Origin of the sequence: Vibrio antiquarius (genome assembly GCF_000024825.1) — a bacterium.
Lineage (GTDB): Bacteria > Pseudomonadota > Gammaproteobacteria > Enterobacterales > Vibrionaceae > Vibrio > Vibrio diabolicus.
On record NC_013456.1, the window covers coordinates 1,657,772 to 1,680,160 of the forward strand.

Annotated in this window: 16 protein-coding genes and 4 tRNA genes; 12 read left to right on the plus strand and 8 right to left on the minus strand. The window is 44.1% G+C overall.

Going from position 1 to position 22,389, the window contains the following annotated elements; translation table 11 throughout:
- Nucleotides 1–37 precede the first annotated feature (37 nt).
- On the minus strand, nucleotides 38–358 hold the full coding sequence (locus VEA_RS07775; RefSeq protein ID WP_005376800.1) for an HI1450 family dsDNA-mimic protein: 321 nt from the start codon (nucleotides 356–358) through the stop codon (nucleotides 38–40).
- A gap of 2 nt (nucleotides 359–360) precedes the next feature.
- Complete coding sequence (gene efpL / locus VEA_RS07780) at nucleotides 361–927, minus strand: elongation factor P-like protein EfpL (RefSeq protein WP_005376801.1); 567 nt, start codon at nucleotides 925–927, stop codon at nucleotides 361–363.
- Between the two features lie 194 nt (nucleotides 928–1,121).
- Between efpL and VEA_RS07785 the strand changes: the two genes are divergently transcribed.
- Complete coding sequence (locus VEA_RS07785) at nucleotides 1,122–1,889, plus strand: nucleotidyltransferase family protein (protein ID WP_012841624.1); 768 nt, start codon at nucleotides 1,122–1,124, stop codon at nucleotides 1,887–1,889.
- On the opposite strand, the gene VEA_RS07790 is transcribed toward VEA_RS07785, so the two are convergent.
- Nucleotides 1,886–4,249 carry a DNA polymerase II gene (locus VEA_RS07790; protein WP_012841625.1) on the minus strand — a complete coding sequence of 788 codons (2,364 nt, stop codon included), beginning with the start codon at nucleotides 4,247–4,249 and terminating at the stop codon, nucleotides 1,886–1,888. The genes VEA_RS07785 and VEA_RS07790 overlap by 4 nt on opposite strands.
- Nucleotides 4,250–4,676: 427 nt before the next feature.
- On the opposite strand from VEA_RS07790, the gene uvrY reads away from it, so the two are divergent.
- From uvrY to nspC, 10 genes are all read left to right on the plus strand, one after another.
- Nucleotides 4,677–5,321 (plus strand): UvrY/SirA/GacA family response regulator transcription factor, encoded by a 645-nt coding sequence (gene uvrY / locus VEA_RS07795; RefSeq protein ID WP_005386783.1) that lies wholly within the window; start codon nucleotides 4,677–4,679, stop codon nucleotides 5,319–5,321.
- Nucleotide 5,322: 1 nt separating this feature from the next.
- Nucleotides 5,323–7,155 carry an excinuclease ABC subunit UvrC gene (gene uvrC, locus VEA_RS07800; RefSeq protein ID WP_081441203.1) on the plus strand — a complete coding sequence of 611 codons (1,833 nt, stop codon included), beginning with the start codon at nucleotides 5,323–5,325 and terminating at the stop codon, nucleotides 7,153–7,155.
- A 46-nt stretch (nucleotides 7,156–7,201) separates the two neighbouring features.
- Nucleotides 7,202–7,759, plus strand: coding sequence for a CDP-diacylglycerol--glycerol-3-phosphate 3-phosphatidyltransferase (pgsA, locus tag VEA_RS07805; protein WP_005394805.1), 558 nt, complete (start codon nucleotides 7,202–7,204; stop codon nucleotides 7,757–7,759).
- A 464-nt stretch (nucleotides 7,760–8,223) separates the two neighbouring features.
- A tRNA-Cys gene (locus VEA_RS07810) sits at nucleotides 8,224–8,297 on the plus strand.
- A gap of 37 nt (nucleotides 8,298–8,334) precedes the next feature.
- Nucleotides 8,335–8,410 (plus strand) — tRNA-Gly (locus VEA_RS07815).
- Between the two features lie 77 nt (nucleotides 8,411–8,487).
- Nucleotides 8,488–8,574: transfer RNA gene (locus tag VEA_RS07820), tRNA-Leu, on the plus strand.
- Nucleotides 8,575–8,587: 13 nt separating this feature from the next.
- Nucleotides 8,588–8,663: transfer RNA gene (locus tag VEA_RS07825), tRNA-Gly, on the plus strand.
- Between the two features lie 911 nt (nucleotides 8,664–9,574).
- Nucleotides 9,575–12,451: a pyridoxal phosphate-dependent class III aminotransferase gene (locus VEA_RS07830; protein ID WP_012841627.1), complete on the plus strand. Its 2,877-nt coding sequence runs from the start codon at nucleotides 9,575–9,577 to the stop codon at nucleotides 12,449–12,451.
- An 18-nt stretch (nucleotides 12,452–12,469) separates the two neighbouring features.
- Nucleotides 12,470–13,714: a carboxynorspermidine synthase gene (locus VEA_RS07835; protein ID WP_012841628.1), complete on the plus strand. Its 1,245-nt coding sequence runs from the start codon at nucleotides 12,470–12,472 to the stop codon at nucleotides 13,712–13,714.
- 103 nt (nucleotides 13,715–13,817) lie between these two features.
- On the plus strand, nucleotides 13,818–14,951 hold the full coding sequence (gene nspC, locus VEA_RS07840) for a carboxynorspermidine decarboxylase (RefSeq protein WP_005394797.1): 1,134 nt from the start codon (nucleotides 13,818–13,820) through the stop codon (nucleotides 14,949–14,951).
- A gap of 78 nt (nucleotides 14,952–15,029) precedes the next feature.
- Here nspC and VEA_RS07845 read toward each other — a convergent pair whose 3' ends face one another.
- Together VEA_RS07845 and VEA_RS07850 are read right to left on the minus strand one after the other, a co-directional pair.
- Complete coding sequence (locus tag VEA_RS07845) at nucleotides 15,030–15,542, minus strand: glycine cleavage system transcriptional repressor (protein WP_012841629.1); 513 nt, start codon at nucleotides 15,540–15,542, stop codon at nucleotides 15,030–15,032.
- 226 nt (nucleotides 15,543–15,768) lie between these two features.
- Nucleotides 15,769–16,671, minus strand: a complete 903-nt coding sequence (locus VEA_RS07850; protein ID WP_041853032.1) for a DUF3943 domain-containing protein — start codon at nucleotides 16,669–16,671, stop codon at nucleotides 15,769–15,771.
- A gap of 193 nt (nucleotides 16,672–16,864) precedes the next feature.
- Here VEA_RS07850 and VEA_RS07855 point away from each other — a divergent pair, with 193 nt between their 5' ends.
- On the plus strand, nucleotides 16,865–18,097 hold the full coding sequence (locus VEA_RS07855) for a CinA family nicotinamide mononucleotide deamidase-related protein (RefSeq protein WP_005394791.1): 1,233 nt from the start codon (nucleotides 16,865–16,867) through the stop codon (nucleotides 18,095–18,097).
- 95 nt (nucleotides 18,098–18,192) lie between these two features.
- Here the strand turns inward: VEA_RS07855 and yfaE are convergent, their stop codons facing one another.
- From yfaE to nrdA, 3 genes are all read right to left on the minus strand, one after another.
- A complete protein-coding gene (gene yfaE, locus VEA_RS07860) occupies nucleotides 18,193–18,474 on the minus strand; it encodes a class I ribonucleotide reductase maintenance protein YfaE (protein WP_005376817.1) in 282 nt (93 codons plus the stop codon).
- A complete protein-coding gene (nrdB, locus tag VEA_RS07865; RefSeq protein ID WP_005376818.1) occupies nucleotides 18,474–19,607 on the minus strand; it encodes a class Ia ribonucleoside-diphosphate reductase subunit beta in 1,134 nt (377 codons plus the stop codon). The genes yfaE and nrdB overlap by 1 nt, the downstream gene beginning before the upstream one ends.
- 80 nt (nucleotides 19,608–19,687) lie before the next feature.
- Nucleotides 19,688–21,970, minus strand: coding sequence for a class 1a ribonucleoside-diphosphate reductase subunit alpha (nrdA, locus tag VEA_RS07870; protein WP_006743144.1), 2,283 nt, complete (start codon nucleotides 21,968–21,970; stop codon nucleotides 19,688–19,690).
- Nucleotides 21,971–22,389: the final 419 nt, after the last annotated feature.

Genomic DNA, 22,389 nt, shown 5'->3' on the forward strand with positions numbered 1-22,389 from the left:
CACTAGGCTGGTATTTTTTGTTCATGATGAAGAAACGTTAATCGCGTTTCCAAAGCATATGGCAGAACTTATGTTCTGGGTCTCGGCTGATTAGCATACGAGCAAATACGTCATCAAGAACGTCATTTTCCTCATTTACTAGGCCGATACGAACCTCTGCATATACTTCTTTGTCGATCTCGAAGCCAACATGTTCAACCCAGTCATCACCAGTTTCAACAAGTTCTGCGGCACCACGATCTTCAAATTGCGCAGTAAACAGAATCACGTCAGCAGGCTCTAGGTTATCTGGAGCCATCTCAAGGAAAATGTCGTACGCTGCGTCGATGACGTCGTCGTAAGAAATCAAATCAGACATGCTTATGCTCGGCTCATGTATTTACGTTCAGCTGTGTTAATGATAACACGGTCACCAGTTGCAATGTACTCAGGAACCTGGATGACAAGACCTGAAGCGAAGCGTGCTGGTTTAGTACGAGCAGATGCAGAAGCACCTTTGATTGAAGGGTCAGTTTCTTCAATCACTAGCTCAACAGAAGATGGTAGTTCAATACCCACAGCAGCACCGTTAACAAGGATAATGTGGATACCTTGTGTATCTTCGTTGATGAACAGCATGTCGTCTTCAACTTCATTGTGCTTGAATGTGTATTGTGAGTAGTCTTCGTTATCCATGAAGATGTGCTCATCGCCGTCAGCGTATGAGTACACAACTGCACGTTTGTTCATTTCTACCGTTTCAACAACGTCATCAGACTTGTAACGCTCATCTACACGTGCGCCCGTGTTTAGATCTGTACAACGCATTTTGTAGATTTTAGCGCCGCCACGACCGCCAGGAGTCGTTACTTCGATGTCTTTAACTAGAAGAGTTTTACCATTAGACTCGATTGCGAAGCCTTTTTTGATTTCACTTGCCTTTGGCATTGTATATTCCTATTCATACTTATTAAGCAAAACTCGGTGATTATAGCGCTAAGTTAGCCACCTAGCATTAAAATTCATTGCAGAAATTTGTTGTTACTCCCATGAGTAAACACCTGAATGGACTTGATTCAGTGAGTCGGCTAAGAGAACATATAGTCCAACTTCTTGAACCATCTGAGATCACGTTTTAAGTCATGTCTCTGCCTGTTATCGATCCTAAACAACCATTTCAACCAGAGTTTGCGCCTTTAATTAGAGAAGTCACCGCTTGTCTCAAAGGTGGACTGGGGCAAAACTTACACAGCGTTTATGTGTATGGTAGCGTCGCTCGCAAAACAGCGGTCGCTGGGAGGTCGAACTTAGACCTGGTTGTCGTTACTCAATCATCCTTTGAGCACAATCGCGCGACTTTGCTCAACACAATTAAGTGGCGTGCGCAGCAGAGTTACCCTCAAGTTAATGGTGTATCGGTCCGTACAGCCTTAGTGAGCGAAGTAGCTAATTTAGATAGTATTTTCACTTGGGGCTTTATGCTTAAGCATTGCTGTGTCTGTGTTTATGGTGATGATCTAGCAGACTGTTTTGGTGATTACGTCCCAAGTTGGGAAATTGCTAAGCACTGGAATATGGATGTGGAAGATTGGATTACGGTGTATCGCAAAAAAATCGTACAAGCGAAGACGATAGAAGAGCAGGTGGCCGCCCAGCGCGTGATTGCTAAAAAGTTACTAAGAGCGTCATACTCTTTGGTGATGTATCGAGATAAACGTTGGTTTGATGACCCTATACAATGTGGCAAGGTATTCTTAACTTATCATCCTGAAAAGCAGCTTGAGATCGAGCGGCTAGAAATTTTACTTTCTGGCCGGGGTATTCCCAAGCGTTCTGTTATCGGGCTAATTGATGCGTTTGGTGATTGGTTAGTCAAACAGTACCAGAAAACAGAGTTTCGTATCGGTTAAAACAACCCCATTTGAGGCGCTGAAAGCCTGTCAAAATCCGTCCCAATGAAAGGGAGAATCGCATCTGCAACGGGTTTGAGTTGTTTATCAATGTAATGTTGATAATCAATCGGGCTATTGAGGTACTCATAAGGTTCAGGACCGTTCACGGTTATAATGTATTCAATTCGTCCTTTGTTTTGATACTGTAATGGGCGTCCAAGCTTGGCATTTATCTCATCCGCTAAACGAGCTGCACGCACTTGTGGCGGGACGTTCTTCTGATACTCATGCAGTTTTCTGCGCAGTCGCTTTTGATACACCAACTGTTCATCAAATTCACCGTTGTTAGTTTTCTCAACCATCTCTCGGACATAGTCGCTTGGATCTTCACCATGGAAAATCATGCTATAGAGTGTATTTTGAAATTTCTGTGCTAACGAGGTCCAGTCAGTACGGGCACTTTCTAACCCTTTAAATACAATCCGTTCTTGCTTTCCTTCACCGATTAAACCCGCATAGCGCTTTTTCGAGCCAGTTTCTGCGCCACGAATCGTTGGCATAAGGAATCTGCGATAATGGGTTTCATACTCGATTTCCAACATAGATGTTAGGTTGTACTCAGAACGCAGGTGTTCTTGCCACCAAGAGTTGATGTAATCAACTAATTGATTTCCAACAGCGTCAGCTTCTACTTGACTGTATGGTCGATTCAACGACACGAATGTGGAATCCGTATCGCCGTAAATCACTTGATATCCTTGCTCCTCAATCAGCACCTTAGTTTGCTTCATGATTTCATGTCCGCGCATGGTAATACTAGAAGCTAACCGAGTATCAAAGAAACGACATCCCGATGAGCCCAGTACGCCATAAAAGGAGTTCATGATGATTTTGATTGCCTGAGAAAAAGCTTTTTCATTGTTCTTCTTTGCAACATCACGTGCTGCCCATAGCTTTTCAATCATTTCTGGTAAAAAGTGTTTCGTACGATGGAACTGACCACCGCGAAAGCCAGGTACTGCCTGCTCATCTTCTTTACCAATATCGAGTAATAACCCCTCAACCAAACCCATAGGATCAATCAAGAAAGAGCGAATAATCGATGGGTATAGACTCTTAAAGTCCAACACTAAAACGGAATCATATAGGTTAGGGATGGAGTCCATCACGTAACCGCCGGGGCTCGCAATCCAATTTTCTGGGTGTAGGTTCGGGGCAACATAGCCTGCGCGGTGTATTTGCGGCATGTATAAATTAGTGAATGCCGCTACCGAGCCACCGACACGATCCAGTTCTACACCAGTGAGGCGAGAGCGTTCAATTGCAAAGTCGAGCAGGTGAGTGTGATTGAAAATCTTGTTCACCAACACGCAGTCTTGTAAGTTATATTTAGCCAGCGATGGTTTGTCGGAGCGGTACATACGATTGATCTCATCCATACGGTCATGAACGTTGTGGATTTCTTTACCTTCCCCCAAGAGTTCTTGAGATACAGACTCTAATGACCAAGACCGAAAGTGATAAGTCGCCGTTTTTAACGTATCGATACCGTCCATTACAACTCGCCCGGGAATGGAAATAAACCCTTGTTGGCTTTGAGATGAGCTTTTGAAAAAACTGGCTTGGTCTGCTCTGCCAAGCATGAGTTTCATGTTGTGCCATTCTGCTCGTTTGTGTAACAGACGAAAGTCAAAATCAATGACATTCCAACCGACAATGACATCGGGGTCGAATTTTTTAAACCAATCGATGAGTGCTTCTAGAAGCGCCTTTTCATCCTGGACCCATTGTATCGGTGTATCCGAAGGTTCTGGTTCTCCGATCATGATAACGCGGGAATCCATGACGCTGTCTAATCCGATGGAGTAAAGAATGCCTTTCTCAGAGCATTCTAGATCTAACGAGACAACGTTTAACTTCGGCTCATATTGCCCCGTACGGCATTTTGCGTTCTGGACGCGTTGGTAGCCATTGGTACGAGTCACATTGCCTGTAAACTCAATACTGCCTTTAATAAAACGCTCCATGAGGTAGCGATCGGCGAGGCGAATATCACTTTCGTAAGTGGTGATATCTTTTTGAGCGAATGTGTCTTTAAGTGTGAGAGCGTCTCTGGTTACATTGGTATAGCAGGCAGCAAGAGGCGTATGTTCAAACGTTTTGAGATCCAAAAGGCGGATGTCGACGGGTATGTTTTTTTCTCGCGCGAGTGTTTTTGCTTGCTCTGAGTGTTTCTGAGCGATGAAAAATACTGGCTTCTCACCATTAATAATTAACTGAGTAGGACCTGCTTCTGTCGAAAGCCACAGCTCGATTTGAGTTTGACCTTTGATGTCTCGTGCCTGTCGAGTAAGCAGAAAGCCTTGTTGGATATTCAAATGTGAGAAACCTTAGAAAACTTGAAGAACGCTAGTTTAACATTAAGAACTGTAAAAATAACCAGTAAAGAAAACGGTTCAAATTTTTGCTGGAATTAGTGATTACAAGTTAGCCTCTGGTGCAAGAGGGACAGTGTCATTTTAAGTTATAGCGTGTTTCTCTGGGCAATATGAAACCTAGTTACTTGATTTATTGTACTTAATGTTGTTAATTGTCTTTTCTTAGATTTCGGTTCTGCTCATCACGCTCTAAAATAATAGAGTGGTTTATGAATAAGTTCTTGCTAAAGTTTGCGTTTCAGCACATATTCATAGAAAGCAATTTTTTGTCGATTACGTTAGTATATAGGCAGTCATACTGATATCCACATTTAACAAATAATGGTTATGTGGGTGCAGAACCAATACAAAGTGTGGAGATACAAGTTTGATAAATGTTTTCCTTGTAGATGATCACGAGCTGGTTCGCACAGGGATACGACGTATTATTGAAGACGTCCGTGGAATGAACGTAGCAGGAGAAGCTGACAGCGGTGAAGATGCAGTAAAATGGTGTCGCAGTAATCATGCTGACGTCGTTTTAATGGACATGAACATGCCAGGAATTGGTGGCTTGGAAGCCACTAAAAAAATTCTTCGCGTGAATCCTGATGTGAAAATCATCGTACTTACCGTTCATACAGAAAACCCGTTTCCAACCAAGGTGATGCAGGCAGGTGCGTCTGGTTATTTAACCAAAGGTGCTGGCCCTGATGAAATGGTGAATGCGATTCGTGTAGTTAATAGTGGGCAGCGTTACATCTCACCAGAGATTGCGCAGCAGATGGCATTGAGTCAATTTTCTCCAGCCTCTGAGAACCCTTTTAAAGACTTATCCGAACGTGAATTGCAGATCATGCTTATGATCACCAAAGGCCAAAAGGTAACGGATATTTCTGAGCAACTTAATTTAAGTCCAAAGACAGTCAACAGCTATCGCTACCGACTCTTTAGTAAATTGGACATTAATGGTGACGTTGAGTTAACTCACTTAGCGATTCGCCACGGAATGCTGGACACCGAGACCCTTTAGCGTGAATCCTCCCTTCGATTCGGCTTCCTTTCTCAAGACAGTAACTCATCAGCCCGGCGTTTACAGAATGTACAACGCCGAAGCTGTTGTCATCTATGTAGGTAAAGCCAAAGACCTAAAAAAGCGCCTTTCAAGCTACTTTCGAAAAAAAGTAGACAGTGAGAAAACTCGCGCGCTTGTCAGTAATATCGCCAAAATAGACGTCACGGTGACTCACACTGAGACAGAAGCGCTGATCTTAGAACATAACTACATCAAGCAGTATTTACCGAAATACAATGTGTTGCTGCGAGATGATAAGTCTTACCCTTATATCTTTATTAGCGGCCATAAACACCCACGGCTTTCTATCCACCGTGGCGCCAAGAAGCGCAAAGGTGAATATTTTGGCCCCTACCCAGATTCTGGTGCAGTAAGAGAAACATTGCATTTGCTGCAAAAGATATTTCCTGTGCGCCAGTGTGAAGACACTGTCTATTCCAACCGAACGCGCCCATGTTTGATGTACCAAATTGGCCGTTGTGCAGGGCCATGCGTTGATACCATCATTTCTGATGAAGAATACGCAGAGTTGGTTGGCTTTGTGCGCATGTTTTTGCAAGGCAAAGACCAGCAAGTACTCAAACAACTGATCGAGAAAATGGAAGTTGCCAGTCAGCAATTGCGCTTTGAAGATGCCGCTAAATTTCGCGATCAAATCCAAGCGATTAGACGTGTTCAAGAGCAGCAGTACGTCTCAGAAGACAGCATGGATGATATGGATGTACTAGGGTTTGCTCAGGAGAATGGTATTGCGTGTATTCATATCCTGATGATACGCCAAGGTAAAGTGCTTGGTAGCCGTAGCCATTTTCCGAAAATCCCACAAAATACAAGCCAGCAGGAAGTGTTCGATAGTTTTCTGACTCAATACTATTTGAGCCATAACGAAGCGCGCACGATTCCTTCTCGTATTATTTTGAATCAAGAGTTGGCAGAAGATATTGCGCCAATACAGAAAGCGTTAAGTGAAGTGGCAGGTCGTAAGGTTCATTTCCATACCTCGCCAACTGGCTCTCGAGCAAGGTATCTCAAGCTTTCGAACACGAATGCACTAACGGCGATTACCACCAAAATCAATCACAAGATGACGATTAATCAGCGTTTTCATGCGCTTCGCGAAACATTGAAGTTGGAGTCTATTGCTCGAATGGAGTGTTTTGATATCTCCCATACCATGGGGGAAAGTACGATTGCATCGTGTGTGGTGTTCAACAATGAAGGCCCCGTTAAGCAGGAGTATCGTCGCTATAACATCACTGGCATTACCGGTGGTGACGATTACGCTGCAATGGGACAAGCGTTGGAGCGCCGTTATTCGAAGCAATTGGACGTAGAGAAAATTCCCGACATCATCTTTATCGATGGTGGTAAAGGTCAGTTAAATCGTGCGCATGACATCATTTCGCAGTACTGGGGGGATTGGCCAAAGCGTCCTATCATGATTGGTATTGCAAAAGGCGTTACTCGCAAACCAGGTTTAGAAACGCTGATTACAGTCGATGGGGACGAGTTTCATTTACCAAGCGATGCTTCTGCGTTGCACCTTATTCAACATATTCGTGATGAAAGCCATAACCATGCTATAGCGGGGCATCGTGCTAAGCGAGGTAAAACCAGACGTACTAGTGCACTTGAAGGGATTGAGGGAATTGGCCCTAAACGACGTCAGGCGTTACTCAAGTACATGGGTGGGTTACAAGAACTTAAACGTGCAAGTGTCGAAGAAATCGCCAAAGTACCGGGAATAAGTCACTCTTTAGCAGAAATTATTTTCCAAGCATTGAAACAATAAGGAAAATCGCGCAACATTAAGCCGCAATGTGTAAGAGAATAATAAAATGCGTTTGAATATCCCGAACATTCTGTCTCTTCTTAGACTGTTCCTAATCCCTGTTTTTGTGGTTGTCTTTTATCTACCTTATTCATGGGCACCGTTTGCAGCAGCAATGGTGTTTTGGGTAGCGGGTTTTACTGACTGGCTTGACGGCATGTTGGCCCGTAAACTTGGCCAAACTTCTCGTTTTGGCGCGTTTATTGATCCTGTCGCTGATAAAGTGCTAGTGGCAACGGCATTGATTTTAATCACGGAACATTATCATTCAATTTGGGTGACCATTCCTGCGGTAACGATGATTGCGCGAGAAATCATTATCTCAGCATTGCGAGAATGGATGGCTGAAATCGGTAAGCGAGCGAGTGTTGCGGTATCTTGGGTTGGCAAAGTAAAAACTGTTTCGCAAATGTTCGCCTTATGGGTGTTGATATGGCGTTACGATGAATGGATGGTTTGGCTAGGCTTTGCAGCCTTGTATGTGGCAACTTTCTTGACGTACTGGTCAATGATTCAATATTTAGCAGCTGCGAAAGACGATCTGTTGAATGAAGAGCATCATTAAATTCTGATATTAGAAAGCAGGCTTAATAGCCTGCTTTTTTGTATCTAAGATAATCTACAGCATTTCTTTGCTTCTCACGTTTTTCAATGCTTGCTAAAGGTCATGCTTGAAATTTGTATCTGGGGCTTTTGCTTCGATAGAGTTCCATATGTGATCTAAGTCTTGTTTTCGCCCTTGGAGAGTCTCAGAGAAGCGAGCCTCCTGATTATTAACGCTTCAATACACGTAACGCACGGCCATCAGTGTAAGGCGTAGCCAAAGTTTTATGATAAACAAGTGTATTTAAGCGATTTTTAGTATTAAAACTAAGCAATCTACAGTCTTTCGCACAAATTCTAGTCAAACGATTTAAAAAAATAAAAATAGTATTGACTCGATCGCTCGAATCCGTAGAATGCATCCCGTACCCAAGAGAGCACAGCTCAGTAGGGTGGTGAAAAAAGCTTAGCTTTATTCACAGATGAGGCGCCTTGGCAGAGTGGCTATGCAGCGGATTGCAAATCCGTGGACCTCGGTTCGACTCCGGGAGGCGCCTCCATTATTCTTTTGAGAGTGAATAGCTTTCGAGAATAAATGCGACACTAGCTCAGTTGGTAGAGCGCAACCTTGCCAAGGTTGAGGTCACGAGTTCGAACCTCGTGTGTCGCTCCAAATTTTATTGATATGGCGTTAGCGGTATCAGATGGTGTTTTACTTTTCTGTAAAGGCATCACAAAGAATATTTGTGTGCCCTGGTGGTGGAATTGGTAGACACAAGGGATTTAAAATCCCTCGACGTTCGCGTTGTGCCGGTTCAAGTCCGGCCCGGGGCACCATCTCATATTAAATGCGACACTAGCTCAGTTGGTAGAGCGCAACCTTGCCAAGGTTGAGGTCACGAGTTCGAACCTCGTGTGTCGCTCCAGGTTTAAGGCCCAGCATCAAAATGCTGGGCCTTTTTTGTATTTCTTAAAATCTTAAATTTCTTCTTCGCGATGTATTTCTTTAAGCACTGAGCTCCTTCAGCTTACTAACTTAACTCCTTGTTAATTTTAGCCATAGCAACGTCACTTCATGGCCATACCTATCCGACTAGTTTAAGTTTAGTCAATCAAAGTTCTGTGAATAAAGACTCATCGATTTAGGCTGAGCAGTAACGTAAATACTAGCTCTGTTAAATGCCTTGGATACTGAAAATAATGTTCTACGATTAAAGATGGGTATGTTCATAAACCGTTTTGGTTCATGGCGCTGATATTGTAAGGATATTTGTTTAAATAACAGGTATTTGAGAAAAGAAGAAAAGCGTTGTAGATGAGTATGAATGTACAAATATCACTAGGGGGAACTTTGTTGTGATTTGCGTCACTGTTACTAATATGAAAAATCGTTGCCAGAAGATTTTATTTTGTGATAAATTCGCGCGCAATCTCGGAGCGTAATTAACAACGTTTGATCTCTGGGGGATACGCGTAGTGACCATTCAAGCTGATTGTGACACTGCGTAGGGTAGGTATCGGCAAAGCCTTTTGTCGATAGACGGGATACTAATGCTGTAAAAGCGGCATATTAATGGGAAACCCAACATTGAAACCTTTGAATAAACACACACTAATCAGCTTCATACTGCCGAAATGTCCTGTTTTACAAAACGGGTGCATTACAGAACCTTGATTAATCCCTTTTACATATAAAGTCACGAATATCGTGGCAGATGATCTGTATTTGTCATTTTGCACTGACAAATGCGGAGGGGTATACACACCTCCTGTAACTTCATTCCAATGATTATTAATACAGGATATAGAATTATTATAATTCAAGGGATTATGTAGTATGAGCACTGCCTTTGAAGTCGATAGCAATATCGCAAACATTTTTTCGTCTCAGGTTCCTATCGTTGAGGGAACGTATGACTTAACGCCAGATCAAGTATTGATTGATCAGGCTGAGCATGAATCTGAAGTGCGTTCTTATCCACGTCGCTTGCCAATCGCAATCAAACAAGCTTTTGGTTGCTTGGTTGAAGATACACGTGGACAGATCTTTTTAGACTGCCTTGCGGGGGCGGGCACGCTAGCTTTGGGGTATAACCATCCTGAAATAAACCAAGCTCTGAAAGAGCAATTAGATTCGGGTCTGCCATATCAGACGCTAGATATTGCAACATCAGCAAAAACGACGTTTATTCAATCTGTTAAATCTTTTCTTCCTCAAGAGTTAAGTGAGAACAGCGTTATCCAATTTTGTGGTCCGTCTGGAGCCGATGCAGTTGAAGCCGCGATCAAGCTCGCGAAGCAGACTACTGGTCGCAACACCATGTTTGCTTTTCGTGGCGCATATCATGGTATGACTAACGGCACAATGGGAATGATGGGCAACCTAGGTACGAAAGCGCGTCGAACTGGTTTAATGTCAGACGTGCACTTTATGCCTTTCCCATACAATCTGCGTTGTCCATTTGGGCTTGGCGGTGATGAAGGTGCGAAAGCAAGTATTCGCTATATCGATCGTCTTTTAAACGATGATGAATCGGGCATTATGAAGCCTGCTGCGATCATCGTTGAGCCAGTGCAAGGTGAGGGTGGTGTTGTTCCTGCGCCAGCATTCTGGCTGCGAGAGTTACGTCGTATTTGTGATGAACACGGTATCTTACTAATCTTCGATGAGATCCAGTGTGGTGTTGGTAAAACTGGCTACAATTTCGCATTTGAAGAGTCGGGAATTGTTCCAGATATCCTGTGTTTATCAAAAGCTATTGGCGGTGGCTTACCAATGTCGCTATTGGTTATCAACAAGCAGCATGATACTTGGAAGCCGGGCGAACACACAGGTACGTTTCGTGGCAATCAGTTAGCCATGGTCTCTGGTGCGAAAGCATTAGAAATCATCCAGCGTGACAATCTGGTTGAGCACGCCAATATTGCGGGCCAGTATTTGCGCTATGGTCTTGAAAGCATTCAAAAGCGCGTGAACTGTATCGCAGAAGTACGTGGCAAAGGCTTGATGCTTGGTGTGGAGATTAAAAATCCAAACGGTGAGCTCAATAAATTTGGCGAACCTCAAGCGGATAGTGAACTCACTCTTTCCATTCAACGCGCAGCACTTGAGCGTGGCTTGATCGTTGAGAAAGGCGGACGTGAAGGCGCAGTAATTCGCTTCCTTCCTCCTCTTATCATCTCGTTTGAGCAAATCGACTTTGCTTTACGTGTATTTGAAGACGCGATTTTAGCCGCCGGCGGTAGTCACATCGAAACTCAGCCACAAGATGAATGGAAGAAGCATTTCATCCACACTGGAGAGTTGGGCAGCAATGAGTTTGCTTCGGTGATGAATCACACTACGACAGCAATGAAATCAGTGTTTGAACAGGTTGCTGCACCATACTCAGGTATGGATCCAAAAGCATTGGAAGCAGCGATCCATGCTGTTGATCTTGACAATAAAAATGCGCCTCTCAAAACGGTTATTGATGATGCAGCCGAGTTGGTCGCGAAAAACGCGATTTTTACTCAACATCCAGATTGTATCGCTCACCTTCATACTCCACCGTTGATGCCTGCTATTGCCGCAGAGGCAATGATTGCGGCTTTGAACCAATCAATGGACTCATGGGATCAAGCTTCATCAGCGACTTATGTTGAACAGAAAGTTGTGAACTGGCTATGCGATAAATACGAGTTAGGTGGAAAAGCGGACGGTATCTTCACGAGCGGCGGCACGCAAAGTAATCAAATGGGTTTGATGCTTGCGCGTGATTGGATTGCTGACAAACTCAGTGCACACTCAATTCAAAAGCTTGGCCTTCCTGAATACGCAGACAAGCTGCGTATAGTGTGTTCGAAAAAATCCCACTTCACGGTTCAAAAATCAGCGTCTTGGATGGGATTGGGTGAAAAAGCGGTCATGACCGTCGATGCTAATGCCGATGGAACTATGGATGTCACTAAGTTAGACGAAGTTCTAAATCAGGCAAAAGCAGAAGGTTTGATCCCATTTGCAATTGTCGGCACAGCGGGTACTACGGATCACGGCGCTATTGATGACCTAGACTTTATCGCCGATATGGCAGCGAAACATGACATGTGGATGCACGTCGACGGTGCATACGGGGGAGCTCTGATTCTAAGTAGCCAAAAAGCCCGTCTGAAAGGTTGTGAGCGTGCACACTCCATCAGCGTAGACTTCCACAAGTTGTTTTACCAAACCATCAGTTGTGGTGCGCTGTTGGTGAATGACAAGTCTAACTTTAAGTTCCTGCTTCATCATGCAGACTATTTGAACCGCGAGCACGACGAACTACCGAACTTGGTGGATAAGTCTATTGCTACAACTAAGCGTTTTGATGCGCTAAAAGTGTTTATGACGATGCAAAGCGTGGGGCCAAAAGCCCTAGGCGATATGTACGATCATTTGCTTGATCAGACGCTTGAAGTTGCGGACATGATTCGAGATAACAAACACTTTGAGTTGTTGGCTGAACCATCGCTATCTACGGTTCTGTTCCGCGCGACACATGAATCAGCGGATCTTGATGAACTGAATAAAACGTTGCGCTTAGAAGCGTTAACACGCGGTATCGCGATATTGGGTGAAACCATTGTCGACGGTAAAACTGCATTGAAATTTACGATTTTGAACCCGTGTCTGACGACGGCGGACTTTGAATCTTTGCTCTCAAAAATCAATACGCTAGCGGCAGAGCTAGTTTAACAAAGGTAACGGAAAACTATGGCAATTCTACAGATTGGTGCAGGCGGCGTTGGCTGGGTAGTTGCACATAAAGCAGCACAAAACAACGACGTTCTGGGTGATATCACAATCGCATCACGTACCGTAGGTAAGTGTGAGAAAATCATCGAATCGATTCAGAAGAAAAACAATCTGAAAGATTCAACTAAGAAACTAGAAGCTCGTGCGGTAAACGCGGACGACGTAGATTCTTTAGTTGCTTTAATTAAAGAAGTGCAGCCTGACTTAGTGATCAACGCGGGTCCTCCTTGGGTGAACATGTCTATTATGGAAGCATGTTACCAAGCTAAAGTGTCATACCTTGATACATCTGTTGCGGTTGATTTGTGTTCTGAAGGCCAACAAGTACCTCAAGCTTACGATTGGCAGTGGGGCTACCGTGAGAAGTTTGAAGAGGCGGGTATCACAGGTATTCTTGGTGCCGGTTTCGATCCGGGCGTAGTATCGGTGTTTGCCGCATACGCAGTGAAGCATCTGTTCGATGAAATCGATACTATCGACGTAATGGATGTCAACGCAGGCGACCACGGCAAGAAGTTCGCAACTAACTTTGATCCAGAAACGAACATGCTTGAGATTCAAGGTGATTCCTTCTACTGGGAAAACGGCGAGTGGAAACAAGTACCTTGTCACTCACGTATGCTTGAGTTTGAATTCCCGAACTGTGGTTCACATAAAGTGTACTCAATGGCGCACGACGAAGTTCGATCTATGCAAGAGTTCATCCCGGCGAAACGTATCGAATTCTGGATGGGCTTTGGTGATCGTTACCTAAATTACTTCAATGTAATGCGTGACATCGGTCTACTCAGCCCAGATCCACTAACACTGCACGACGGCACGGTTGTTCAACCTTTGCACGTGCTTAAAGCGTTGCTGCCAGATCCAACATCACTAGCTCCTGGTTACACTGGCCTAACGTGTATCGGTACTTGGGTTCAAGGTAAGAAAGACGGTAAAGAGCGCAGTGTGTTCATCTACAACAACGCAGATCACGAAGTTGCATACGAAGATGTTGAACACCAAGCTATCTCATACACCACTGGCGTACCTGCGATCACCGCGGCTTTGCAGTTTTTCCGTGGTAAGTGGGCAGACAAAGGCGTGTTCAACATGGAGCAGCTAGATCCAGACCCATTCCTAGAAACCATGCCATCGATTGGTCTAGATTGGCATGTTCAAGAACTGGAGCCAGGACAACCTGTTATCCATAAATTGAAGTAAGAATCTAGCGACTCTTATTTGTACGTTTAAGCCGATGCACTTGCGTCGGCTTTGTTCGATTTTATAGTGCCTTTGCTAAGGCGAAGGGACGTAAGGTATCAAAATGCAACAAAACGAACTAAAAACGCCATACTTCATGATTAATGAAGACAAGCTGATTGAGAACCTAGAGAAAGCAAAACAGCTAAAAGACATCTCTGGTGTGAAGCTTGTATTAGCACTGAAGTGCTTCTCAACATGGGGTGTATTCGACATCATCAAGCCTTACCTAGACGGAACAACCAGCTCTGGCCCGTTTGAAGTGAAGCTTGGCTACGAAACGTTCGGTGGTGAGACACACGCATACAGTGTGGGTTACAGCGAAGATGACGTTCGCGACGTGGCGGACATCTGTGACAAGATGATCTTTAACTCTCAGTCACAGCTAGCGGCTTATCGTCATATTGTCGAAGGTAAAGCATCGATTGGCTTGCGACTAAACCCAGGTGTGAGCTACGCAGGGCAAGACTTAGCAAACCCAGCTCGTCAATTCTCTCGTCTTGGTGTTCAGGCTGATCACATCAAACCGGAAATTTTTGATGGTATTGATGGCGTAATGTTCCACATGAACTGTGAGAACAAAGACGTGGATGCGTTTATCGGCTTACTCGATGCTATTTCAGAGCAGTTTGGCGAGTACCTAGATAAGCTGGACTGGGTAAGCATGGGTGGCGGCGTTTTCTTCACATGGCCGGGGTACGACATCGAGAAGTTGGGTTTAGCGCTTAAAGCATTCTCAGAGAAACACGGCGTACAAATGTATCTAGAGCCGGGTGAAGCGATCATCACTAAGACAACCGATCTTGTTGTAACAGTGGTTGATATTGTGGAGAACGTGAAGAAGACGGCGATTGTCGATTCAGCAACAGAAGCTCACCGTTTGGATACGCTTATCTACAACGAGCCAGCGTCCATTCTTGAAGCATCTGAAAACGGTGAACATGAATACGTGATTGGATCGTGCTCTTGTTTAGCTGGTGACCAGTTTTGCGTGGCGAACTTCGAACAGCCTCTCGAGATCGGACAGCGTCTGCACATTCTAGATAGTGCAGGTTACACCATGGTGAAACTGAACTGGTTCAACGGTCTACGTATGCCTTCGGTTTACTGTGAACGCTCGAATGGTGACATTCAAAAACTGAATGAGTTTGACTACTCTGATTTCAAACGTTCACTATCTCAGTGGTCAGTGAAATAAAACGTATTGAGTATTAGAACGACAAAGAGCAGCTGAATTGCTGCTCTTTTTTATTGGGGAAGCGTTAAAGGTATGCAGTTAGCTTTCTACAATTACACGAGTGTCTTCACTCAGAGATTCTAACTCATTAGCCACGTCCTCAATCTCTAGCTCGCTAGGCAATTTAATCGCCATTTTTGCGCTGAATAAGCTGGAGCTTACCCCACCGCCGCCTGCAATGAATACGCGTTGGCAATCCATATCTAGAATTGAAATGCCTTGATTATCGAGAACGTGAGTAATTTCATTCACAATACCTGCTCTATCGTTGGCATCTAAGCGAAGCTGAAAGATGGTGTCTTCACGATGCGAGTGAGGATCCGAGTCAATGAACCTAACCACAAGAGTTTGACATGAAGAGAACGCCTCTTTAACGATGTCGGCATTTTCTCTTGGAAGCTCTACTTTGATGACACCTGCAACTTGATCTTCAATAAAGTTTACTTTGCTTATCAGCCATTTACCGCCATTTTCATGAGTAATTGCTGCGAGTTCTTTGATAGTTGCGGGTGACGCTTGTCCGACAAAGTTAACAATAAATACGGTGTTCATAATGTCCCCTCCTGGAATAAGGTTTGGACGCAGTACGAATAAACGTGCTACTTAAGTTATTGGAATAAATCCTTTTATTTAGTGTAGGTGCTAGGAGAGGGTTATGTTTGATGAAAGTCAATTTTTGACACTAATTCGTGAAGCAAATAATTAAAACGATGTTTAGGGCACAAAAAAGCAGCCATCATAAGGCTGCTTTTCTACTGAGTATCAACTCAAGTCAAGGCTAAAATGTTACTTTTAGTTCGACACCGTAAAATTGGCTGTCGTAGTTGGCGCCTGCGTCCATTGCGAATTTTGCGACGTCTTGATTACCAAACCAAGGTGATGAATTAAATTGTAATTCTGCACTACCGCCCCATGCATCGGTTACCCAATAATGGATATGCCCAACAGGGTTTAGGAAGAAGAGTGATACATCACCGACGGTTTCAGAGCCCATGACTTCGCCGCCGTTTGCTACAATATCTTGCTCAGCAGTGAGCATCATTTCGCCAACCACAGCACCAAAGAATGGTGTGATAAAAATATCCTGCCAAGATGGCACTTCTGCAAATGCCTCTACTCCGTACTCCCAAAAGAACGTTGACATGGTTGCGGAGTACAAGAATGACTGAAACTCGTTATAGCCAGCATGGCGTGCGGCTGTGTAGTAAACGCCGCCAAAATAAGGGTGCATGATGTAGTTGAGGACATGTTCATCACGATCCCAAACAGGCCCGTCAGAGACATTATCTTTCCATTTTTGACCCAGCTTACTCATGTCTCGGTCTTCTTCGTCCCACTTAGTGATACTTTCTGGAAGGAAAGTCATCATACCAACGGTTGCGATACTCAGGCCAAGAATGGTGTAGGTTTGACCCATGAGGTAATCCCAGTCTTTATCTTGAGGGATAATGAGATGTTTAGGCTGAAGCCCTGCATCAAGATTTAATGAATCATCATTATTCTGTTCAAACATAAGACCGCGATTTTGAGACTCGAAGGTGTACAGAGTCGTCGTTTCGCAGTAACCTGACACGCAATCAGGTGTGTAAGAAAACTCCGTATGACTGGTCATATCGTACTGACTTGCGTGCGCAAGCGCTGACGAAGTCAAGCAAAGGCCAGTTAGAGTTTTCTTGAACATGGATGATTTTGACACAAAGGTCTCCGAGTTGATGGTGTGATGATCGGGCTCGCAATTATCCCTCAAAACATCAACCATTTAAATACTTGATCCTTATTTAGTCCCAATATATCTCGTCGAGATTCGTCCAAATAAAAAGAAAAATAAGCACTATAACGAATAATAGGATTGTGCTTATGTTCAGGAGTCAGTTGTGAAAATAGCAATGCTTAGTACCGGTGAGGAAGTGCTCCACGGTGATATTGTTGATACTAATGCGGCATGGTTATCTAGCCTGTTTTATCAACATGGATTTGGCTTAACAAAGCGCTCAACGGTTGGTGATAGCCTGTCGAGCTTGGTTGAAGAATTTTTAATGTTGAGCTTCAACAATGACGTGGTGATCGTGAATGGTGGTTTAGGGCCAACGACCGATGATATGAGTGCGGCCGCCGCAGCGAGAGCTGCTGAGTGTAAACTCGTGCTTTTCAAAGAGTGGTTGCAGCATCTAGAAAGTTTGTATGCTCGACGTGGCATCCCAATGCCAGACAGTAATTTAAAACAAGCCATGCTACCAGAAACGGCTGAGATTCTGGATAACCCGATAGGCACGGCCTGTGGTTTCAAGATGCTGATTAATGATGCCATTTTTTATTTTACGCCGGGTGTGCCAAGTGAATTTAAGCTTATGGCAGAGACGCAAATTTTGCCTGATCTGAGAAGAGCTTTTCCAGAGGTGCAAGGTTCATGTTGTAGTCGAATCTATACGTTTGGCCTTTCCGAATCCGGCATCTCGGACAAGCTTGATCAGCTAAAACTTCCTCAAGGGTATGAGCTTGGTTATCGCTCTTACTTACCTTTTATTGAAGTGAAACTCTTTGGCCCTTCTGACCAGCTTGAACAGCGTTTGAAGTTGGTACAGATGATCAATAAGCATCTTGAAAGCAATACCGTTAGTATTGATTTACCTATGGTTGAAAATGTCGGCCAGCTGTTGGTGGATAAAGAGTTAACCGTGTCGGTTTCCGAAAAAAGCAGTGGTGGATACTTAACTTATTGGTTAAATAGTGATGAAAACGCTGAAAGGCAACTTGGACATGGTTGGGTACTACCAAGCCAGACTCAAGCGATGAGCAACAGCGGAGACCCATTAGCAGAAACGTTTGCTCTGGCAGGAGCGACGCGAGAGAAGTGTGGGACGGATTTATCACTCGTCACTGGCGATATTGAAGAGGGTGTTTTTTCCGTCGCTTTATCGACACCTTCAGGCGAGTGGGGAGCGTTATATAAACTCTCGAAAAAGTATCAGCGCAATGATCAAGTTAAAGTGATCAGCACGGCAGCACTAGACTTGTTGCGTCGTTACCTAGAACGTAAACCGATGTTTGCACATTATGCATTTTTAGAGAAAGTTAAAGAGATGCATCTCCCAGGTAGTGCTTTATAACCAGAGACCTATAACAGCCTGAGAGATAAAACACGTAGATACAAAAAAGCCAAGGTAATCACCTTGGCTTTTGCGTTTTATACCGTCGAGTCACGTTATGCGCGCTGCTTTTCTTTCATCGCATAGTTAACGCCACTGAGTGACAAATCCGATTTTGCTTTACAGATACAAGGTAATATCTCATCACTTTGCGTGTAAGCCATGGCAAAACCAACATACTCCACTTCACCAGATTCCAACTTGCAGCGACAAGCGCCACAGTGCCCATCACGACAGTTGTATTCTGGTAATAAGCCAGCTTGCTCCATTGTTTCCAAAATTGTATTGGAAGGGTTGGATTCAATACTGATGAGTTTGTTGATTTTGAGTGTTGCCATTACAGCTCGAATCCTTCGAAGTCGTCTGCGCGAACTTCATTGTCAATTTGACCCACAAGGTAAGAAGAAATTTCCGCTTCTTGAGGTGCAACTTGAACGTTATCTGAAGACAACCAAGCGTTAATCCACGGGATTGGGTTGGTTGTTGCTTCTGGATAAGCTGCAGGTAGACCTACTGCTTGCATACGGATGTTGGTGATGTATTCAACATATTGGCTTAGGATGTCTTTGTTTAGACCGATCATAGAGCCATCTTTGAATAGATACTCTGCCCACTCTTTTTCTTGCTCAGCCGCTTCTTTGAATAGGTCAAAACAGTCTTGTTTTGCTTCTTCTGCGATTTGCATGAAAGTGAAATCATCCTGACCGTTACGTAGCAGGTTGATCATGTGTTGCGTACCGTTCAGGTGAAGCGCTTCATCACGTGCAATCAGTTTGATGATTTTCGCGTTACCTTCCATTAGTTCGCGTTCTGCGAAAGCGAAAGAACATGCGAAACTTACGTAAAAACGAATCGCTTCTAGAGCGTTCACAGACATCAGACAGATGTACAGTTTCTTCTTAAGGTCGTACAGACTAACCTTAACTGTTTCACCGTTAAGGACATGCTCACCTTCACCGTAGCGATGGTAATCATTCGTCGCTTGAATCAAATCGTCGTAGTAGTGCGCGATGTCTTTTGCACGCTTCAGGATGTGCTCGTTCTCAACGATATCATCAAATACCACAGCAGGGTCGTTCACGATGTTACGAATAATGTGCGTGTAAGAACGAGAGTGAATCGTTTCAGAGAAAGACCAAGTCTCAATCCAAGTCTCTAGTTCCGGCAGAGACACAAGCGGCAGCAGTGCCACGTTAGGGCTACGACCTTGGATAGAGTCTAGAAGCGTTTGGTACTTCAAGTTAGAGATGAAGATGTGCTTCTCGTGATCTGGCAGTTTGTTGTAATCGATACGGTCGCTAGATACGTCTACTTCTTCTGGACGCCAGAAGAAAGAAAGTTGTTTCTCGATAAGCTTTTCGAAAATCTCAAACTTTTGTTGGTCGTAGCGTGCAACGTTTACTGATTGACCTAGGAACATTGGTTCCTTCAATTGGTCATTCTTTTTTTGGTTAAAAGTACTGTAAGCCATAATGCCTCAATTCCTTTTAAACCTCCCATAAGGGGAGGTTATCGATAGTCTGTCTTTACGGAGTGTTAGGTGCGGGTAGATTAAATCTTACAACCGCCGCCAGCACAATCGTCATCTTGTGGTTGAACAGCGTCTTTCTGTTCATCTTTTGCGCCATCACGAGTGTTATGGTAGTAAAGCGTTTTCACACCAAACTTGTACGCTGTTAGCAGGTCTTGAAGTAGTTTCTTCATTGGTACCTTGCCAGTCTCGTAACGTGACGGATCGTAGTTAGTATTAGCAGAGATAGCTTGGTCAACAAACTTCTGCATAATACCCACAAGATGTAGGTAACCGTCGTTCGAACCGATGTTCCAAAGCAGTTCATAGTTGTCTTTAAGTTCAGTGAACTCAGGTACAACTTGCTTCAGAATACCGTCTTTCGAAGCTTTTACTGAAACATAACCACGTGGTGGCTCAATACCGTTAGTGGCGTTTGAAATCTGAGAAGAGGTCTCAGAAGGCATTAGCGCAGTCAGTGTTGAGTTACGTAGGCCGTGCTCCATAATTTCTTTACGTAGGCTGTCCCAGTCGTAGTGCAGCGCTTCGTCACAAATTAGGTCGATATCTTTCTTGTACGTATCAATCGGCAGTAAGCCTTTCGCGTAGTTCGTTTCGTCGAATGAAGGGCACTTGCCTTGCTCTTTCGCCAGTTCTACCGATGCTTTTAGTAGGTAGTACTGCATTGCTTCGAACGTACGGTGAGTCAGGCCATTTGCGCTACCGTCAGAGTATTTCACGCCATGTTTCGCTAAGTAATAAGCGAAGTTGATCACACCAACACCTAGCGTACGACGGTTCATCGTCGATTTGTATGCCGCTGGTAGAGGGTAATCTTGATAATCAAGCAGTGCATCTAGCGCACGAACAACAAGATCAGATAGCTCTTCGAAATCATCTAGAGACTTGATAGCACCAAGGTTGAAGGCAGAAAGCGTACATAGTGCGATCTCGCCCGAGTCATCTTCAACGTTAGTTAATGGCTTCGTTGGCAGTGCGATTTCTAGACATAGGTTCGATTGACGAACTGGCGCTACTTCAGAATCAAATGGGCTGTGAGTATTACAGTGGTCCACGTTCTGAATGTAGATACGACCTGTTGATGCACGCTCTTGCATTAGCAGAGTGAACATTTCAATCGCTTTAACCGTTTCTTTCTTGATTGAAGGATCGTTCTCGTACTTCACGTATAGACGCTCAAACTCTTCTTGGTTTTCGAAGAATGCGTCGTATAGACCCGGTACGTCTGAAGGTGAGAATAGTGTGATGTTGCCACCCTCAACTAAACGTTGGTACATCAGTTTGTTTAACTGAACACCGTAGTCCATGTGACGAACACGGTTCTCTTCAACACCACGGTTGTTTTTAAGCACCATTAGAGAGCGAGCTTCGCCGTGCCACATTGGGTAGAATACAGTCGCTGCGCCACCACGAACACCACCTTGCGAACAACATTTTACTGCGGTTTGGAAGTATTTGTAGAACGGGATACAGCCAGTGTGGAATGCTTCACCACCGCGAATCTCTGAACCTAATGCACGGATACGACCAGCGTTGATACCAATACCAGCGCGCTGAGATACGTAACGAACAATCGAGCTTGCTGTTGCGTTGATAGAATCAAGACTGTCGCCACACTCAATCAGAACACATGAGCTGAACTGGCGAGTAGGGGTACGCACGCCAGACATAATTGGCGTAGGTAGAGAAATCTTAAATGTCGATGTCGCATCGTAGAAACGCTTGATGTAATCAAGACGCGTTGCTTTTGGATATTTCGCAAATAGGCACGCTGCTACAAGGATATATAAGAACTGAGCACTTTCGTAAATTTGGCCCGTTACACGGTTTTGTACGAAGTACTTGCCCTCTAGCTGCTTAACTGCCGCGTATGAGAAGTTTAGGTCGCGTTTATGGTCGATGTACGCATCAAGTTCGTCGAGTTCTGCTTTTGTGTAGTCTTCTAGAATATGTTGATCGTACTTACCCATATCGACGAGGCGAGACACGTGATCATGAAGCGTTGGTGGCTCGTATTGGCCATACGCTTTTTTACGCAGATGGAATACCGCTAGGCGAGCAGCTAGGTATTGGTAATCCGGAGTCTCTTCAGAGATCAGGTCTGCCGCAGACTTGATGATTGTCTCGTGAATATCTGTCGTTGTGATGCCGTCGTAAAACTGGATGTGAGCGCGAAGTTCTACTTGAGAAACCGAAACATTATCTAGACCTTCTGCAGCCCAAGTGATAACGCGGTGGATTTTATCCAGATCGATACTTTCTTTACGGCCATCACGCTTGGTGACGGTAAGTTGTTGGTTCATTCTGCTTTATTTCCCTAAGAAAACTGATAAAAGCCGTATTTTTGTTTGTTTATGTGCAATATGAGTAAAGCTTGCGGCGGCTTTGTGATCAAAGTCTATCTATATATTGTCGCTTAAACACAACATATAGGGGTTCATTTGTTTGCGGGTTACAAGATAGTGCTATTACACTGATTTATCAAGGTACAGATCGGGGATGACTTGTGGATAACTGACAAAATGAAAAAAATCAGTAAGTGAACACTAACCGATGAGAAAAGGGCAGACTTGAATGGTTAAAAGCACGGTTTTGAGATCGGTTTAGAAATAACCGCATGCAAAAATATTTTCCTTGATCTTTGGCCGTTTTTATCTACGAAAAATAGGTTGGTTAAAATGGAATCTAGAGCACGAATTTTAGGCATAAAAAGACAAAAAAA

Excerpts from the sequence above, each read along its gene's own strand:
- VEA_RS07775 (WP_005376800.1), bottom strand. The coding sequence starts at position 358 with ATGTCTGATTTGATTTCTTACGACGACGTCATCGACGCAGCGTACGAC.
- yfaE (WP_005376817.1), bottom strand. The coding sequence starts at position 18,474 with ATGGCAACACTCAAAATCAACAAACTCATCAGTATTGAATCCAACCCT.
- efpL (WP_005376801.1), bottom strand. The coding sequence starts at position 927 with ATGCCAAAGGCAAGTGAAATCAAAAAAGGCTTCGCAATCGAGTCTAAT.
- nspC (WP_005394797.1), top strand. The coding sequence starts at position 13,818 with ATGCAACAAAACGAACTAAAAACGCCATACTTCATGATTAATGAAGAC.
- VEA_RS07785 (WP_012841624.1), top strand. The coding sequence starts at position 1,122 with ATGTCTCTGCCTGTTATCGATCCTAAACAACCATTTCAACCAGAGTTT.
- VEA_RS07850 (WP_041853032.1), bottom strand. The coding sequence starts at position 16,671 with ATGTTCAAGAAAACTCTAACTGGCCTTTGCTTGACTTCGTCAGCGCTT.
- nrdA (WP_006743144.1), bottom strand. The coding sequence starts at position 21,970 with ATGAACCAACAACTTACCGTCACCAAGCGTGATGGCCGTAAAGAAAGT.
- VEA_RS07830 (WP_012841627.1), top strand. The coding sequence starts at position 9,575 with ATGAGCACTGCCTTTGAAGTCGATAGCAATATCGCAAACATTTTTTCG.
- nrdB (WP_005376818.1), bottom strand. The coding sequence starts at position 19,607 with ATGGCTTACAGTACTTTTAACCAAAAAAAGAATGACCAATTGAAGGAA.
- VEA_RS07845 (WP_012841629.1), bottom strand. The coding sequence starts at position 15,542 with ATGAACACCGTATTTATTGTTAACTTTGTCGGACAAGCGTCACCCGCA.
- VEA_RS07835 (WP_012841628.1), top strand. The coding sequence starts at position 12,470 with ATGGCAATTCTACAGATTGGTGCAGGCGGCGTTGGCTGGGTAGTTGCA.
- pgsA (WP_005394805.1), top strand. The coding sequence starts at position 7,202 with ATGCGTTTGAATATCCCGAACATTCTGTCTCTTCTTAGACTGTTCCTA.